Origin of the sequence: Rhodococcus sp. IEGM 1318, assembly GCF_033142465.1 — a bacterium.
GTDB classification, from domain to species: Bacteria; Actinomycetota; Actinomycetes; order Mycobacteriales; family Mycobacteriaceae; genus Rhodococcus_F; species Rhodococcus_F qingshengii_B.
Map to the genome: position 1 here is coordinate 71,830 of NZ_JAWLSC010000011.1, position 18,483 is coordinate 90,312.

At 63.1% G+C, this 18,483-nt stretch carries 3 protein-coding genes; all 3 read left to right on the forward strand.

Annotated features, from left to right (window positions below):
- The first annotated feature begins 17 nt into the window (after positions 1–17).
- The 3 genes from R4P65_RS23765 (at position 18) to R4P65_RS23775 (ending at position 18,436) form a co-directional block, all read left to right on the forward strand.
- A complete protein-coding gene (locus tag R4P65_RS23765) occupies positions 18–16,694 on the forward strand; it encodes a non-ribosomal peptide synthetase (RefSeq protein WP_317828358.1) in 16,677 nt (5,558 codons plus the stop codon).
- A 150-nt stretch (positions 16,695–16,844) separates the two neighbouring features.
- On the forward strand, positions 16,845–18,191 hold the full coding sequence (locus R4P65_RS23770; protein ID WP_317828359.1) for a lysine N(6)-hydroxylase/L-ornithine N(5)-oxygenase family protein: 1,347 nt from the start codon (positions 16,845–16,847) through the stop codon (positions 18,189–18,191).
- A complete protein-coding gene (locus R4P65_RS23775; protein WP_003945538.1) occupies positions 18,188–18,436 on the forward strand; it encodes an MbtH family protein in 249 nt (82 codons plus the stop codon). The genes R4P65_RS23770 and R4P65_RS23775 overlap by 4 nt, the downstream gene beginning before the upstream one ends.
- Positions 18,437–18,483: the final 47 nt, after the last annotated feature.

Here is an 18,483-nt window from a genome sequence, read left to right on the forward strand (position 1 = left end):
CGATGATCGGATTCTCGATGTCTGACCACTCTCAGGTAGCTCACCCAGCGGTATCGGGCGGTGCCGATCTGGATGCAGCGCTCCCGGCGACGGCCGCTCAGCGTGAGGTGTGGGTTGCTCAGAACGTCGATCCGAGCAGTCCGGTGTACAACATCGGACTTGTCGTCGAGGTCGACGGGACGATCGACGTCGACCGCGCGGCAGCGGCGATCAAGGCCTCTGTCGGACGTGTCGAAGCGCTGTTCGTGCACTTTCGGGTGGATGCCGACAACAGGCTGATTCAGGTGCCGATTCCGGAGGCGCGCTGGGAAGTGGAAGTACTCGACCTTCGGGGCGAGCCGAATCCCGATTCGGCTGCGCAATTGTGGATGGACACCGACATGGCTCGGGTCTTCGGGGCGGACGATCTGCTCTTCCGTCAGACACTTCTGCTGACCGCTGACGACCGAGTCATCTGGTACCAGCGCTATCACCACAGTGTGGTCGACGGGTACGGCATCTCGCTCATCGTCGCCGACGTCGCCGAACGATACGACGATCCGAATCTCGAGACTTCTGCGCCGCTATGGCCACTCGATGCGGTGGTTGCGGCCGATCTGGAATATCGAAACTCTCCACGGTTCCTGCTCGACCGTCAGTACTGGGTGGAGCGAGTTGAAGCAGGACCGGAAGCGACGCGGATTCTGCATGGGCAGGTCGATGATTCGCTGCCGCCGATCTCGGCGATGCTCACGCTCGATGCCGATCGTGCAGCACAGCTCTATCGCTATGCGGGTGAGGCCGGGATTCGACGAACTCGCCTGCCCATGGCCGCGCTGATCGCGTACATTGCACGCGCTACCGGACAACACGACGTTGTCGTCTCGGTACCGATGGCCGCTCGAGTGGGCCGCGACATGCGTCGCACTCCCTCGATGGCGTCGACGATTCTGCCGCTGAGTATTCGAGTCGAGCGCTCGGAAACCATCGGTCAGTTGGCAACTCGTCTCGACACCGCCCTGATCTCGATTCTCAAGCACGGTCGGTACCGGGGCGAGGATCTCGCTCGCGACATTCGGACGATCGATCCCGACCGCCAGGTCTTCGGTCCCGGCATCAACTCGATGATGTTCGAGCACACTCTCACCTTCGGCGGTTGCCCGGTGCGCGTGCGTAATTCGGTAACGGGGCGGGTCGGCGACCTGGAACTGAGTGTGCGCGGCGGTCAGGACGGGGAGCCGATCGAAATCGACGTCCGCGCGCCGGCCGGATTCGACCGCGAACTGGCTGATCACACCGCCAGAATCGAACAGTTCCTCGATCGGTTCGTGGCCGAGTCGCAGCTTCCGGTCTCGGCACTCGACCCCATGGCTCCGGCCGAGCGAGAACTCGTGCTCCACGGGTGGAACGACACTGCAGAGCCGCAGCCCGTCACGACGGTGCCGGATTTGTTGCGCAGCAGCTTCTCTGCCGACCGGGGCGCTGTCGCCGTGGTCGACGGCGACGTCCGGCTGACATACGGCGAACTCGAATCTCGGGTATCGCAGCTCGCCGCGCACCTGGTCTCTCGCGGTGTGGAAACCGAAACCTTTGTGGCGATCGGGCTTCCGAGATCCGCCGAGATGGTGGTGGGGTTGTTGGCCGTCATGTGCGCTGGTGGCGCCTTCGTGCCACTGGATCCGTCGTGGCCCGCAGAGCGCCGCGAATCGGTACTCGCCGATGCCGGTGCCACACTGGTGCTCACCTCCGACGGTGCCGACGACTCCGTTCCGGTCGATCTCTCCGCGTGGGCGTACGAGGACGGGCCTTCGTGCCTGTCCGAGGTCATGACACCCGACGTTCGTATTCACGGTGCCCAACTGGCGTACGTCATCTTCACGTCCGGTTCAACCGGTCGTCCAAAGGGCGCCATGATCCGCCACGAGGCAATCTGTGCAAGGTTGCTGTGGCAGCGGGAGCGGATTCTCGGGTTCGGGTCCGGCGATGCTTCGCTGTTCAAAGCTCCACTCTCGTTCGATATCTCGATCAACGAGATCCTGCTCCCGCTTGTATCCGGCGGTCGATTGGTGATCGCGAAGCCCGAGGGGGAACGCGACCCGCAATACCTGCTCGACCTTATCGCCGGAGAATCGGTCACCTTCGTCTACCTGGTTTCGTCGATGCTCGACATCCTTCTGGACCTGGCGAACGGGAGCGATCAGCTCGATTCGGTGAAGCATGTGTGGTGCGGCGGTGAGGTTCTCACGCCTGAACTCTTCGATCGGTTCCGCGCCCAACTGTCCACGACGCTGTATCACGGCTACGGGCCGGCGGAAGCGACCATCGGTGTCTCCCATGTGATCTACCGCGAAGACGCGGAACGAATCGTCACATCCATCGGGCGCCCGAACCCCAACACTCGCCTGTACGTGTTGGACGGCGACCTGCAGCCGGTTCCGGTCGGCACGGGCGGCGAACTCTACGCGGCGGGCTTCCTGCTGGGACGCGGATACGTGGGTGCGACGGCATTGACCGCGTCTCGTTTTGTCGCGGATCCCTTTGTTTCCGGCGATCTGGCCGGATCCCGGATGTATCGCACCGGTGACTTGGCCAGATGGACCGCAGACGGCACCCTCGACTTCCTCGGACGCACGGACAACCAGGTGAAGATCCGTGGCATGCGTCTCGAACTCGAGGATGTCGAAGCCGCCGTGATCTCGCACCCCGGAGTGCGTCACGTGGCAGTTCTGGTGCGTCAAGCACCCACAGGCGCAAAGTATCTCGCCGCCTACGTGAGTGCAGCGTCGGGGACGAACCTCGCAATCGACTCGCGGGACATTCGCGAGTGGGCGGCGAGCAAGCTGCCCGACTACATGGTCCCGACCACCGTCACCGTCCTCGCGGAGTTTCCGCTCACGGCCAACGGCAAGCTCGATCGCCGCGCACTTCCCGAGCCCGATCTCGCCGAACTGAGTGCGCATGTCGCCGCGAGAAACGAAGTCGAACAACAATTCTGCACGTTGATCGCGTCGGCTGTCGGCCTCGATTCGGTCGGCGTGACCGACGACTTCTTTGCACTGGGCGGCGACAGCATCGTCGCGATCTCACTCGTGACCGCGGCTCGTGCTGCCGGTTTGTCGATCAGTCCTCGCGAGGTGTTCCAACTGCGCACCGCCGAGGCTATGGCGCGTGCCCAGTCCGGCCGAACGACTGAGATCGTCGACCACGCGGACCAACCGATCGGCCACGTAGCCACGACGCCGATTGCCGCCAGGGCCCTCGGGACGCCGGATGTAGTACGAACCTTCCACCAGCGAGCGCTGATTCAGACCCCGTCAGCCTTGACTGCCGAGCATGTCCAGGCGGCGCTCGACGCCCTGGTGGCGCGCCACGATGCACTTCGTGCGACGTTGACTTCCGAAGGAACGCTGCTTGTTCCGGAGACAAACGACGCGGCTGTGGTCTTCGAGACCTGCGCACTACCGGCGCCACTTGAAGAATGCGGAGTGTTGATCCTCGCCGAGACCGAGCGAGCTGTCGGCCGTCTGAATCCGGCCGGCGGCACGATGGTCAGCGCTGTTCTGTTCCGCCCTGTGACCGGTCCCGGACGGCTGTTGCTTGTCATCCACCACGCGGTGGTCGACGGCGTCTCGTGGCGCATCATCCTCGAGGACCTCGCGCGCGCCGGCATCGCAGCGATGAATGGCGACGAACCCGCACTCGCTCCGGTCGGCACGTCGGTGCGAAGGTACGCCGAACTCGTCTCGGAGGCGGTCGGAGCCGGGCGACTGGACTCGGAAATCGAGTTCTGGGACTCGGTGACGTCCGCACAAGGGGCATCTCTCGGCCGTCGGGCACTCGACCCGGCAGTTGACCTCGCGCGCACCGCTGCGGCGCGATCGATCACCCTACCTCCAGAATTTGCAGATCGGTTGTTGGGCAGTGTCCCACGGGCGTTCGGGGCCGATGTGAGCGAAGTGCTGGTCACCGCACTTGCCGTGGCGCTGACCCGTTGGAGCGGGGCCGGATTGGTGACGATCGACCTGGAAGGGCACGGACGCGACGAAGGCATCGTTCGCGGCGACGGCGCTGCGCATGTGGACCTGACACGAACTGTCGGTTGGTTCACCACGGTGTTCCCGGTTGCGCTCGAGATCGGTACAGCCGCTGCGGATCTCGACGCGACCGACGATCTGGCGGGGGTTCTCAAGAGCGTCAAGGAGCAACTTCGACGGGTCCCGAACGCCGGCTTCGGGTACGGAGCATTGCGATACCTCGGCAGCTCGGATCAGTTGGGTAGCGTCGCAGCGCCTGAGGTAGTGCTCAACTATCTGGGACGCACTGCCGCAGCGGAGGGGGACTGGTTCCCGGTGTCGGTGGACGGTGCTGCCGATCCGTCCATGCCGTTGGGACACGCGTTGTCTGTCGACGTCGTAGCCGAGGACGCCGCCGGTGGGCCACGACTGCGAGCCACCCTGACCTGGGCGTCGAACATCTTCCTGCGTAGCGACATCGACAGGTTTGCGCGGCTGTGGCTGGACTCGCTCAAGGCCGTGTCCGGGCTTGCAGCCTTTGGCGGAGCCACACCCTCGGACTACCCTCTGGTGGCGCTCACTCAGGCAGATGTGGACGAGTTGCCGAAGGCTGAAGAGATTCTCCCACTCACTCCGCTGCAGGAAGGGATCTATTTCCATTCGGCGTTTGCAGATCCGGGGGCGGATCAGTATGTCGTGCAACAGGTTGTGGAGCTGTCCGGAGCGGTGGACAGTGCGGCGCTGCACCGTGCGCTGCAATCCGTCGTCGATCGGCATGAGGCACTGCGCACCGGATTTTCAGTCCTGGGTGACGGCCGGGTGGTGCAGGTGGTGCACCCGAGCGTCGTCGTGGAGATGGCAGTAGTCGAGGTGGCCGGCGCCGATGTGGATGAACTGCTCTCCGCCGACCGTGCGCGTGGGTTCGACCTCGCGCAACCGCCACTCGTCCGTTACACGCTTGTCCGTGTATCTTCGGAGAAGTACCTTCTGCTGCAGTCGATTCACCACGCGGTTGCAGACGGATGGTCGGTCCCGGTGATGCTGCGGGAACTGATGGCGTTGTACGGCGTCGGAGATTCCGGCGTCGTGCTCCCGAGTCCGGCGCCGTACCGCAGCTATCTCGAATGGCTGGCCGGTCACGATCACGAGACGTCGGCCGCAGTCTGGGAGAAAGCGCTGAACTCTCCCGGTCCCGCCATCGAACTACCCGCCCCGAGCACCGGCAGCAGCGGGATTCACGCTACCCGAGTCGAACTGACCGACAGCGATACTCGTGCACTGACGACCAACGGACGCTCACACGGCCTTACGCTGAGCACACTTGTGCATGGCGCCTGGGGATTGGTTCTCGGCCGAATGGCCGGCCGAACGGACGTGCTGTTCGGCTCGACCGTATCGGGGCGCGGCGGCGACTTACCCGGTATCGAGACCATGGTGGGCTTGTTCATCAACACAGTGCCGGCCCGATTGCGCTTCGACCCGGCAGAGCCTGCCTCGCAAGCACTTTCTCGTTGGCAGAATGAACAGTCGGAGCTACTCGACCATCAGTACGTGGGGCTGCCCGAACTGCGACGGACCGGCGGACTGGAGCAGAACTTCGAATCGCTGGTCGTGTTCGAGAACTATCCCCTCGGTGACACGGCAATCGCTGATCCGACAGATTCTTTGCGACTGACGGGAATTCGATTCGACGAGCGACCGGCCTACCCACTGACGCTGATCGTCGTTCCAGGCGATCGGTTGGCGTTGGAGCTGAAGTACGACGCCGCTCAGGTGGACGGCAACGCTGCGCAGGCGCTGGCCGAAGCTCTTGCAGTCGTGCTCGCAGAGCTTTCCCGCGATCTCGAACAGGTGATCGGCCGGATCGCGCTGGCACCCGCCCAGCCGGGGAGTGTCGGTATGGTCTTGGACCAGCCGCGTGCAACGCTGACCGAGCTGCTGCGGGATCAGGCTGAGCGTGCGCCCGAAGCCACCGCTGTGATCTTCCGCGACGAGGTATTGACCTACGCTGAACTTCACTCTCGCGCCGATCGTTTTGCGCGTCTGTTGCGCGAACGGGGCGTCGGACGCGAATCGTTGGTGGCCGTTGCCCTGCCGCGCTCGATCGAATTGATGGTCGCGATACTCGGCATCGGAAAGGCCGGGGGAGCATACGTTCCCCTCGACACCGGCTACCCGGCGGAGCGGCTGACGTACATGCTGGGTGACGCCGATCCTGTGTGCGTCGTGGTGTCGGAAGATTCTTCACTCGATTCGGGTTCGGTTCCGCGGGTGACGGTATCGGAGTCGGCGCAGTTCCCCGCCGATCCGCTGAGTGTCCCAGGATCGCCCGCGGATGCCGCGTACATGATTTACACCTCGGGTTCGACCGGTCGTCCCAAAGGCGTTGTGGTCACCAACGAGGGTGTGGTCAACCGATTGCTCTGGGCACAGCAGATACGTCCGCTGGACGTCTCCGACCGGATGCTCCAGAAGACCCCGTCGAGTTTCGACGTCTCCGTTCCCGAATTCTTCTGGCCGTTCCTGGTGGGGGCAACTCTCGTGATGGCCGAGCCGGACGGGCACAAGGACCCTGGCTATCTGTCCGACGTCATCGTCGAACATTCCGTGACCCGAGTGCATTTTGTTCCGTCGATGCTTGAAGTGTTTCTCGCGGAGCCGAAAGCAGCACTGTGCTCTTCGCTCGAGATCGTCAACTGCAGCGGTGAGGCGCTGCCCGTTCACGTTGCACGCAAGGTAGCCGAGATCCTGCCGAATACTCTGGTGGACAACCTCTACGGCCCCACCGAGGCTGCCGTCGACGTCAGTTGGCAGCCGTCGGTGCAGGAAACTCCGGCCGATGCCGTCAGCGTCCCGATCGGCGTACCCGCCGCCAACACCGGACTGTTCGTTCTCGATCCGTACCTGCAGAACGTCCCGGCCGGTGCCACCGGTGAGCTGTACCTGGCGGGGCCACAACTGGCGCGTGGTTACCACGGACGTGGGGGACTGACCTCCGAAAGATTCGTGGCGAACCCGTACGGACATGCAGGCTCGCGGATGTACCGGACCGGTGACATCGTGTGTTGGAATGCCGACGGCGTTCTCGAGTATCTCGGCCGTGTCGACGAGCAGGTGAAGGTTCGTGGATTCCGAATCGAACTCGGCGAAATCGAAGCGCAATTGGCGCTGTGCCCCGGAGTCACGGCAAGTGCCGTGATCGTCCGAACCGACGGTCCGAGCAACCGCGCACAAGTGGTCGCCTACCTGGTCGGAGATGCTGATGATGTTGCGGTTCGAGCTCAGTTGTTGTCAGTGCTACCGGAGTTCATGGTGCCCAGCGCCTTCGTGCGGCTCGAGTCACTGCCGCTGAGCCCGAGTGGCAAGCTCGACCGAAAAGCGCTACCTGCACCGGATTTCGCGGCACAGATAGGCGAAACGGTGGGAGGTGTCTCTTCAGGTGTTGCAGACCTCCTCGCCGGGCATTTCGCGACGGTTCTCGGCCTGCCTCGAGTCGGGGTGCGCGACGACTTCTTCACTCTAGGCGGCGACAGTATCCTGGCGATCCGACTGGTCAACCTGGCTCGTCGTGATTCGGTAGTACTGACCCCGCGTCAGATCTTCGAATTGCGCACTCCTGTTGCGATCGCCGCAGCAGTGGGTGATGTTGTCACTTCGGATGCCACCGTCACGGCCGACATCGGCGTGGGTGAGCTGGTTCCGCTGCCTGTGGTTCACCGCTTGTCCGAATGGGCGGGTGGTACCGATCGCTTCAACCAGGCAGTTCTGATCCACTCTCCGGCAACATCTCTCGAATCGATCACCGACGCATTGCAAGCCGTGCTCGATCACCACGACGGACTCCGCCAAACCTTGATCCGTCATGACCGCGGCATGTGGTCGGCACGGGTCGAGGAACCCGGTAGTGTCCGGGCAGCGGACGTCGTCGAACGAGTCGACGCTCGGGGGCTGGGCAATTCCGAGTTGCGAACGCTCATTGCGGAGCACTCGGAAGCAGCGACCCGCCGATTGGATCCGTCTGCAGGGCGGATGATCTCGGTGGTCTGGTTCGATTGTGGCGCTGAGAATCTGGGCCGACTCGCGATAGTGGCACACCACCTGGTCGTGGATGGAGTTTCTTGGGCGACCTTGCTCGAGGATCTCGCGATGGCCTGGGTGGCAGTCGAAGCCGGAGAGCCTACCGCACTGGATGCCGTCGGAACTTCGCTGCGTACCTTCTCCCGTACGGTGGCCGAACACGCATACAGCGCTCATCGATTTGCCGAACTCGATCACTGGTTGACCGTGACCGCTCCGGGCGCGCAGTTGATACCCGGTGTCGAGGGCTATGCCGTTGTATCCGGAGGTTCGAGGCGCACGGTCACGGTTGACGGAGCAATCTCCGAGGCGGCACTTGGATCGGTTGCGGCACTGGTGGGTGCCGAAGGAACTGATGTTCTGTTGGCCGCGTTGGCGATGTCCGTCGATCGCTGGCGGCGTTCTACCGGCCGCAGTGAGCGCGAACTTCTGGTCGATCTGGAAAGGCACGGCCGCGAGGAATTGGTACCGGGAACCGATCTGTCGCGAACAGTCGGCTGGTTCACCACCATCGCGCCTATGCGACTGCACGCCGGAACCGATCCGGTAGCCACACTGCGCGAGGTGAAGGAGAGCCTGCGAAGTGCGCCCGACGGCGGCATCGGCTACGGGATGTTGCGGTACGTGAATGCCCGCACGGCAACGACATTGGCGGGGCGCTCCGAATCTCAGATCCTGTTCAATTATCTCGGACGTACGACGACAGCTGGATCGACAGCATGGTCCCTGGCCGCCGAATCCGAAGCCATGTCCACCGATCCCGACGCAGACATGGGAGGCCCGTACCGGCTGATCGTCAATGTCGTCAGTGTGGATTCGGAGCTTCGCGCCGACTTCGCCTGGGCAAGTGAAGATTTGTCCGAGGAGGACGCGCAGTCACTCTCCGACGGCTGGGTTTCGGCCCTCGGCGATCTGGCGGCTGCGGCCGCGCGTCACGCCGGGCCTCCCATTCTGACCCCGTCCGATGTGACGTTGCTCGACCTGAGTCAGACCGAGATCGACGCGATCGCCGATGCGAGTCCGGCAGGTGTCAGCAGCATCCTCCCGCTCTCACCCTTGCAGGAGGGCCTGTACTTCCAGGCGGGATACTCAGGCAGCAGTGACAGCGCTGGCGGGGACATCTACACGGCTCAGTTCTCGATGGACTTCGGGCACACGCTCGACGTAGACAGGTTGACTGCGGCCGCCCGGACACTTCAACGACGAAATCCCACCCTGCGTGCGGGATTCGTGAGCGAAGGCCTGAACGAGCCGGTGCAGTTCTTCAGTGCGGGACTCGACGTTCCGGTTGCCGTCCACGATCTCCGTGAACTGGACGACTCGACTGCTCGTGAGCGCGCCGACGGCATTGCTGCCCAAGACAGAGTGACTCCATTCGACCTGACCGCGCCGCCGCTGTGGCGTATGAGTGTGCTGCATCTGCCCGGCGGCCAGGATCGTCTGGTGATCAACAGGCAGTTCCTGCTGTGGGACGGCTGGTCCAACGGCCTTGTCGTCAGTCAGCTTCTGGCGCTTTACGATACCGGCGGTGACGACAGCGCATTCAGCGAACCCGAGGGGTCGTTCGAGACGTACCTCGCCTGGTTGGCCGGCCGCGACGGAGCTGCCGCCGACGAGGCGTGGCGCGGAGCGCTGGCAGGACTCGAGGAGCCGACGCTTGTTGCCGTGGCGGCGCCAGGCGCCGAACGTCAGCTTCCAGATCGCCGTGATGTGGTTCTGTCGGAATCGCTTTCGCGTGCATTGCGTGAGCGCGCTGCCGCGTCCGGGGTTACGTTCAACACGGTACTGAATGCAGCGTTGGCCCTGGTGCTGGCGTCGGCCACCGGTCGACCGGACGTCGTCTTCGGCTCCACCGTTGCCGGAAGGCCTCCCGAAGTGCCGGGAATCGACACCGTGGTGGGCATGTTCCTCAACACGGTTCCCGTTCGGCTGCAATTGAATCCGAACGAGAGCGTCGAGGGGCTGTTGCGTCGCACGCAGGCGGGTCGTCTCTCGCTGATGCCGTACGACTATCTCGGCTTGGCCTCGATCCAACGTGTTTCCGAGCATCGTCAACTGTTCGACGTGCTGATAGTCCTGCAGAACTTCGTGGACGAGAAGCAAGTAGACGCGCTCAATGCCGCCCACGACGTCAGCGGCAGCGACAGCATCGATCACACGCACTATCCGCTGACCGTCGTGGTCACACCGGGCACCACCGTCAACGTCAAGTTCGAGTTCCATCCACATCTGGTGACGGCACGTCGAGCCGAGGACCTGCTCGGTCACTTCGTCGACCTGCTGCGGAGTTGGTCGCAGGACATGACAGGTTCGGTCGTTGCGACACCGGTTCCCGCAGTGGCACAACAGACGCAGGGCCGAGAGTTGCCGGACCGCACCATTGCCGACCTGTTCGAAGAGGTGGCGTCGACGCAACCGAACGACACGGCACTCGTGTTCGGGAAGCGCCGGATGACCTACGCCGATCTCGACGGCGAGATCAACCGGATGGCGCGGTTGCTGATCAACTGCGGTGCCGGCCCGGAAAAGATTGTCGCTCTTGGCCTACCACGTTCGGTGGACATGGTCGTCGCGCTCTTCGCGGTATTGCGCACGGGTGCTGCCTACCTACCCCTCGAACTCGACCATCCGGCCGAACGGTTGGCCGTGATGATCGACGACGCGGATCCTGTCGTGTTGCTGACAACCGTTGCCGCCTCACCGAGGTTCGAAGGTGCGGACGTCCGCACTATCGTGATCGACGAACCCGATACAGCAGCAAGGAGACTGACGATCTCGGCGCGGGCACTCTCCGCGTCGGAACTCGGAGCATTCGCCCCGGGGACACCGCATCGACTCGACCACCCCGCGTACGTCATCTACACCTCCGGTTCGACCGGCAAGCCCAAGGGCGTGGTCACCGGTTACCGCGGCCTGACGAACATGCAGTTCAACCACCGCGAGGCGATCTTCGAACCGGTGATCGCCGCGGCGGGCCGACGCCTGCGGATCGCGCACACCGTGTCCTTCGCCTTCGACATGTCATGGGAGGAACTTCTGTGGCTCGTGGAAGGCCACGAGGTGCACATCTGCGACGAGGACCTGCGTCGTGATGCCGAGGCGTTGGTTGCGTACTGCGACGCACAGGACATCGACGTCGTCAACGTGACGCCGACCTACGCGACGCACCTGATCGACAGCGGACTTCTCGACGACGGTGTGGGACAACACCGTCCGCCGCTTGTCCTGCTCGGGGGTGAAGCCGTTCCGGATTCGGTGTGGAACCGGCTGCGCGACACCGAAGGAACCGTGGGCTACAACCTCTACGGACCGACGGAATACACGATCAACACTCTCGGCGGCGGAACGTCCGACAGCGACACCCCGACCGTCGGAAAGCCGATCTGGAACACCACCGCGCACATTCTCGACAGCTGGCTGCGACCGGTCCCCGACGGAGTTGCCGGCGAACTGTACATTGCCGGAGCCGGTTTGGCTCGCGGCTACCTCGGACGCTTCGCGCTCACGTCCGAGCGCTTCGTCGCCGATCCGGCTGGGACCGGAGAACGTATGTACCGCACCGGTGACTTGGTGCGGCGACGCGGTGACGGCAACCTTGACTTCCTCGGCCGCACCGACGATCAGGTGAAGATCAGAGGTCACCGGATCGAGCCGAGCGAAATCGTCTCCGTTCTCGAATCCGACGAACACGTGCGGCAAGCAGCGGTGGTGGTCGACGTCGGGGCGGGTGGAGTCAAGAGACTCGTCGGCTACGTGACACCGATGCGCCTCGGCGTCGCGCACGACTACCGCGCGCGAGCTCGGGTTCTCCTGCCCGACTACATGGTTCCGGCCGTGGTCGTCGAGGTGGAGACATTGCCGATGACCGTCAACGGAAAGCTCGACGTCAAGGCGCTACCCACGGCCGATTCGGTGCTGGGGGAGCGCAGTGGGGTAGCGATCGCGCCCCGAAACCATACGGAAGAGGTCCTCTGCGAACTCTTCTCCGACGTGCTGGACGTCGACGGTATCGGTGTCGACGACAACTTCTTCGACCTCGGTGGTCACTCGCTTCTGGCCACCAAACTGATCAGTCGAGCTCGGATCGCCATTCCCAACGCTCTGACCATGCGTGATCTCTTCGAAGCACCGACGGTCGCGGAACTCGCGGAACGTATTGCGGCCGAGCAGGGATCGACGCGACCGGTGCTGGTCGCGAAGCCGCGACCGGACCACCTCCCCCTTTCTGCCGCTCAACAGCGATTGTGGCTGATCGGACAGATGGAGGAGAACTCCGCGGCCTACAACTTCCCGATCGTGCTCCGCTTGGACGGTGCACTGGACGCGGACGTCTTCGCCGCGGCGCTGGACGATGTGGTCGAACGACACGAATCCTTGCGTACGGTGTTCCGGTTGGTCGACGGAACGCCGGAACAGATAATTCTCGAATCGGCGACGGTTCCGGTCGAGACAGTTCATTCAGGAGAAGCCGGCGTCGCCGGTGAGGTTGCAGCGGCGGTGGGCCGTCCGTTCGACCTTGCGAACGAGATTCCGATTCGCGCCCGTCTGATCCGAGTCGACGGTGCCGTAATCGTCGTGATCGTCCTGCATCACATCACAACGGACGAATGGTCCGATCGACCGTTCCTTCGGGATCTGATGTCTGCCTACTCCTCTCGGATTCAGGGCGAGGAGCCAGCTTTCGAACCACTTCCGGTGCAGTACGCGGATTACACCCTGTGGCAAAGGGAATTACTCGGCAGCGCCGACGATCCGTCGAGCGTCCTGAGCACGCAGTTGGACTTCTGGGCGAAGAGTTTGGACGGCGCCCCCGAAGAACTGTTGCTTCCCGCCGATCGGAGTCGACCAGCCAGACCGAGTTTCTCCGGTGGGGCAGTGGTGACACGGTTGGGCATGGAGACAACTGCTGCATTGCGGAATCTGGCGCGCGAGAGCCAGAGTTCGATGTTCATGGTCCTGCACGCGGCGTCGGCGGCGTTGCTGACTGCGCTCGGAGCGGGTGAGGACCTTCCCCTCGGCGCTCCGGTAGCCGGACGTAGTGAACAGGGGCTCGACGACTTGGTCGGCTTCTTCGTCAATACCATTGTGCTGCGCACGGATACGTCGGGTAACCCGACGTTCCGGGAGTTGGTGGATCGCGTTCGGGAGGGAGATCTCGAGGCCTTCGCCAACGCCGACGTTCCGTTCGAAACTGTGGTGGAACGCCTCAATCCGTCGCGCACCCTGGCACGCAACCCGCTGTTCCAGGTCATGGTCGGCTATCACAGCCGCGAGGAGACGGGCGGGGATCCGTTCGAACTCGAGGAGTACACGGCCAAGTTCGATCTGGTGTTCAACTTCACCGAGTACCTGGGCGACGAAGGCTGCATCGACGTCCGGCTCGAATACGGCAGTGACCTCTTCGATCGCGAAACCGCACAGCGAATTTCGAACCGATTGGAATCGGTGATCTCTGCAGTCGTGGAATCGGCCGACATCGAGATCGGTGACATCGACATCTTCTTGCCAGGCGAACTCGAACAGGTTGTCACCGCGTTCAACGACACCGCCGTCGACGTGCCGGAAGAGACGTTCTACGACGCTTTCGCGCGTGGAGTCGCTGCTACGCCCGAGGCGATTGCGGTGCGCGACGAAGCGGGGCAGGCCACGTACCACGAACTCTCCGAGCAGTGTGATCGGATAGCCGGTGTGCTGTATCGGCGCGGGGTCTCGGTCGAAGACGTGGTGGGACTTGCCGTCCCGCGCTCGGTGGAGATGGTCGCGTCGGTCCTCGCCGTGCTCAAGCTGGGGGCAGCGTATCTACCCCTGGATTTGAGTCACCCGAGCGAGCGCATCACGTACATGCTCACCGATTCTCGCGCCTCGGTACTGCTGTCCACCTCCGAGGAGAGTTCTCGAATCGAGGATGTGGTCGGCGTCGAGCGAATCCTCCTGGACGATCCGCTGATCCGCGCAGAACTGGACGAGGCATCGATCGTGGAAACTCCCCGGCCACCAGTTGGCGTCAGCCACGCTGCCTACGTCATCTACACCTCGGGTTCGACCGGCAAGCCGAAGGGAGCCGTGCTGTCCCACGACGGTATTCCGAGTCTTGTTGCCACAGCTGAGGTTCGGATGCGACTGGTACCGGGTTCGGTGGTGATGCAGTTCGCTTCGGTCGGCTTCGACGTCGCGGTATTCGAGCTGGCGATGGCTCTGTGCACGAGCAGCACCCTGGTGATCGTGCCGCAGAGCGCCCGGGTTGCCGGCCCGGCGCTGACCGATTTCATGACGAACAATCGTGTCACCCACGCGATCATCCCGCCCTCGTTGCTGGCAGCCCTGCCGGCAGGATGTGAAGTACCGCAAGGCTGCACCGTGTTGGTCGGAACCGAGACGGTACCGCCGGAGCTGATCGGGCGATGGGCAGAGCGGCTGAATTTGCTTGCCGCGTACGGACTCACCGAAGCCACGGTGAACAACACACTGTGGCAGGCGGAGCCAGGTTGGAACGGCGCCGTGCCCATCGGAATCCCCGACCCCAACGAACAGGCGTACGTGCTCGACGATCAACTGCGTCCGGTTCCGCCGGGGGTATCCGGCGAGCTGTACATCGCGGGCCGCGGCCTGGCCAGAGGGTACCTGGGCCGATTCGATCTGACGGCACAGAGATTCATCGCAGATCCCTTCGGCGCGGGCGATCGCATGTACCGCACCGGGGACCGCGCGCGGTGGCGTTCGGACGGGAACATCGACTTCCTCGGCCGCGTGGACGATCAGGTCAAGATACGTGGTTTCCGAATCGAGTTGGGTGAAATCATCGGAGCTCTCAGTGCCCATCCGTCGGTGAAGCAGGCGACGGTCGTCGCGGATCGGCAGGGCGAAATCACGCGCCTGGTCGGGTACGTGTCACCGGAACCCGGTGTTGTCGTCGACACGACGGCAGTACGGAACCTCGCGGCAGTGTCGTTGCCCGACTACATGGTTCCGACCATGGTTGTCGCCCTTGACGGTCCGCTGCCGTTGACGCCCAACGGAAAGCTCGACCGCAAGGCGCTGCCCGCCCCGGACTGGTCGGAGCTGGCGGGTGATGTTGCTCCTCGCACCGCAGTGGAGTCCACGGTCGCGGCTGCCTTCGCGGAGATACTGCAACTCCCGAGCGTCGGAGTCCACGACAGTTTCTTCGAACTCGGTGGGCATTCGATGGCATCGATGAAACTGGTCGGTCGCATTCGCGAAGCGTTCGGCGTGGACGTCAGTATCCGAGACGTATTCGACGCGCCGAGTGTTGCGGAGTTGGCGGCCGTCGTTGCGCGTTCGGAAGGTGGGCGCCCGATCCTGGCGCCGGCGGTGAAACGTCCGGAGACGATGGGTCTGTCTGCGCCGCAACGTCGTCAGTGGGAGTTGTTCCGCGCGGCAGGCGAGCACCCGCAAGCAAGCCACGCTCTGGCGCTGAACCTGAGATCGAAGATCGATCCGGAAATTCTCGGACACGCTTTGGACGATGTGACGTCGCGGCACGAACCCCTGCGGACCACCTTCGTCGAGGTCGACGGCATCGTCGTGGCAAGAGAATCGGTGCGACCGACTGTCGATGTGGTCGATGTCGGCACCGGGGACGTTGGCCGAGTGGTGTTCGAACTGGCTCAACTTCCGATGGATCTGCGTGAACAATCGCCGTTGCGGGTGCATCTGGTGCTCGGTGAAGACGGCTCTCGGACACTGCTTCTCGTCATGCACTACATCGCTGTCGACGAGTGGTCCGTTGTGCCCTTGCTGGGAGATCTGGTCTCGGCTTATGCAGCCAGGTCGCAGGGAGATCAACCGATCTGGGACGAGTTGGCGTTGACGTACGCCGACTACACCGTGTGGTCCGACGAACTGTTGGGAGACCCCCTGGACGGCACCAGCCGTGCGTCGAAGCAACTTGCGTATTGGCAGGATGTGCTCGACGGAATACCGACCAGTGTGAATCTTCCGTTGCCGGAGGGTGACTCGGAGCCTCGAGGTGACGTGGTCGCTGTCGACATCGACGCGGATCTGCATGCCGTGATCGACGCTCTGGCTGCGCGCACCGGCACGAGCATGTTCATGGTCCTGCAGGCCGCACTGGCCAGCGTCCTCACGGAGGCTGGAGCGGGTACCGATCTTCCCATCGGTTCATTGGTTGCGGGCAGGTCGGATCCCCGTCTCGAACCGATGATCGGATCATTCTTCAATGTTGTTCTCCTACGCACGGATACGTCCGGTAGTCCGACGTTTGCAGAATTGCTGGCTCGCATCCGGGAAAGCAATCTGGAAGCGCTGAGCAATCAGGACGTCTCATATGTGTATGTCGAGCAGGCACTGGGTAATCCGGCGTCGATGAGACCTCAGGTGATGGTGATCCATCACCAAGAGGCCGATTTGGACGGGCTCGGCGACTTCGGTTCTCTCGTACCGATTCCGGTGGGTGTGCCCGATGCGGATGTGACGTTGAGTTTTTACGAGCCGGTCGGCGAAGGGCCAGTTTTTGCAACTCTCGGGTTCCGTGCCGACCTCGTCGATGCGGGCGCGGTCCGTGAATGGGCAGGTCAGCTGGTCGACGTGATCGAGGCTGCGGCACTCGTCGAAGGCGATGACGTGAGCGAGGTGGCGAAACTATGACATACGTCGCATCCCTCCGCGGGGTCGACCGCTATACGAGCGCTCACGGTGTTGATACCCTCACCTCATTAAGGGTAGCCTTTGCTACTTACTTCGGGACATCGATTGGCGGCCGTACCAGGTCGTCCCGTCGGGGATGGACTACCTGTAATGAGTGAATCACCGAGAGACTCCAGCGCCGAACCCGCAATGGTCGACATCGTCGGCGTCGGGTTCGGTCCGGCCAATCTTGCGTTGGCCATCGCTGTCGAAGAACACAATGCAAATTGTGCAGCCGTTGATCGGGTGAACGCGCGGTTCTTCGAGAAGCAGTCTCAGTTCGCGTGGCATCCCGGGATGCTGCTCGACGGTGCCACGATGCAGATCGCGTTTCCGAAGGACCTGGTGACGTTCCGCAACCCGCAGAGTGGATACAGCTTCTTCTCGTATCTGTTCGAGCAGGGGCGACTGGTCGACTTCGTCAACCACCAGACCTTCTTTCCCACGCGCCACGAGTTCAACGACTACCTGTGCTGGGCGGCTCGGCGAGTCGACGCGGACGTGCAGTTCGGTACAACCGTCGACGGGGTCGAGGGCATCAGGAACTCCGACGGCGTGGTCGATCGCTTTGCGGTTCGCACAGCCGACGGTGAAACGGTGATCGCGCGCAACATCGTCGTCGGCGCCGGACTGAAAGAGCGGATCCCGGAGTGGGCTACGCCGTCGTCCCGGTGCTTCCACAATCACCAGTTCCTCTTCCACCTCGAAGCAATGCCTGAGCCCGTGCACAACAGGTTCGTTGTTCTCGGCGCCGGTCAGAGTGCCGCGGAGATCGTCGACTACCTGCACGCGAACTACCCGAACGCCGAAGTCCACAGTGTTTTTGCCCGCTACGGCTACAGCCCGGCAGACGACAGCCCCTACGCAAATCGCATCTTCGATCCCGAAGCCGTCGATCAACTGCACGGCGCCGACGCCGCGGAACGACGTCGACTTCTCGATTTGCACCGCAGTACCAATTACTCTGTCGTCGACATCGAACTGATCAACAAGCTCTATGCCACCGAATACCAGGAGATGGTCCGCGGCCCGCGGCGACTGTTCATGCGTCGGGCCTCGGAGATCACGAGTGCCGTGGAGGCCGAATCCGGCATCGAACTGGCTGTCCGTAGCAATCTCGACGGCTTGACGGACACGCTGTCGTGCGACGCACTCATTCTGGCCACGGGTTTCACCCCGGCACCGCTGGGCGATTTGTTGGGTGAACTCGTGCCGGATTCGTCCGTTCCGCGTAACGTCAGTCGGGATTATCGACTGGCTGTAACGGAGGACGTGACAGGCGGTATCTATCTGCAGGGTGGGACAGAACAGACTCACGGATTGACGTCGTCGCTGCTGTCGAACGTGGCAGTGCGGGCGGGGGAGATTCTGGCGTCGGTACTGAGCCACCAGAACCGAGCTGGTGCGCTTGCTAGTCTGGGCGCACAAGACACGTACGTAACGAGTGAGGCGAGATGAGCACTAACCCTTTCGATGACGAAGACGGCCGCTTCTACGTGCTGGTGAACGACGAGGACCAGCACTCGCTGTGGCCCACGTTTTCCGAGGTCCCCGCTGGCTGGCGCGTGGTGTTCGGTGAAGACAGTCGCAAGGCGTGCCTCGAATACGTCGAGGCGAACTGGACCGACATGCGTCCGAAGAGCCTGCGCGAAGCCATGGAAGCCGATCAGGCTGCCGGCGGAAAGCACGCAGTCGAGAGCTGATTCTCTCACCGCTCGGAAACTTCCGAGTGAACAGAAAAGAGCTGGGC

Bases quoted from the DNA above. Each gene is read 5' to 3' on its own strand.
- R4P65_RS23770 (WP_317828359.1), top strand. From the start codon at position 16,845: ATGAGTGAATCACCGAGAGACTCCAGCGCCGAACCCGCAATGGTCGAC.
- R4P65_RS23775 (WP_003945538.1), top strand. From the start codon at position 18,188: ATGAGCACTAACCCTTTCGATGACGAAGACGGCCGCTTCTACGTGCTG.
- R4P65_RS23765 (WP_317828358.1), top strand. From the start codon at position 18: ATGTCTGACCACTCTCAGGTAGCTCACCCAGCGGTATCGGGCGGTGCC.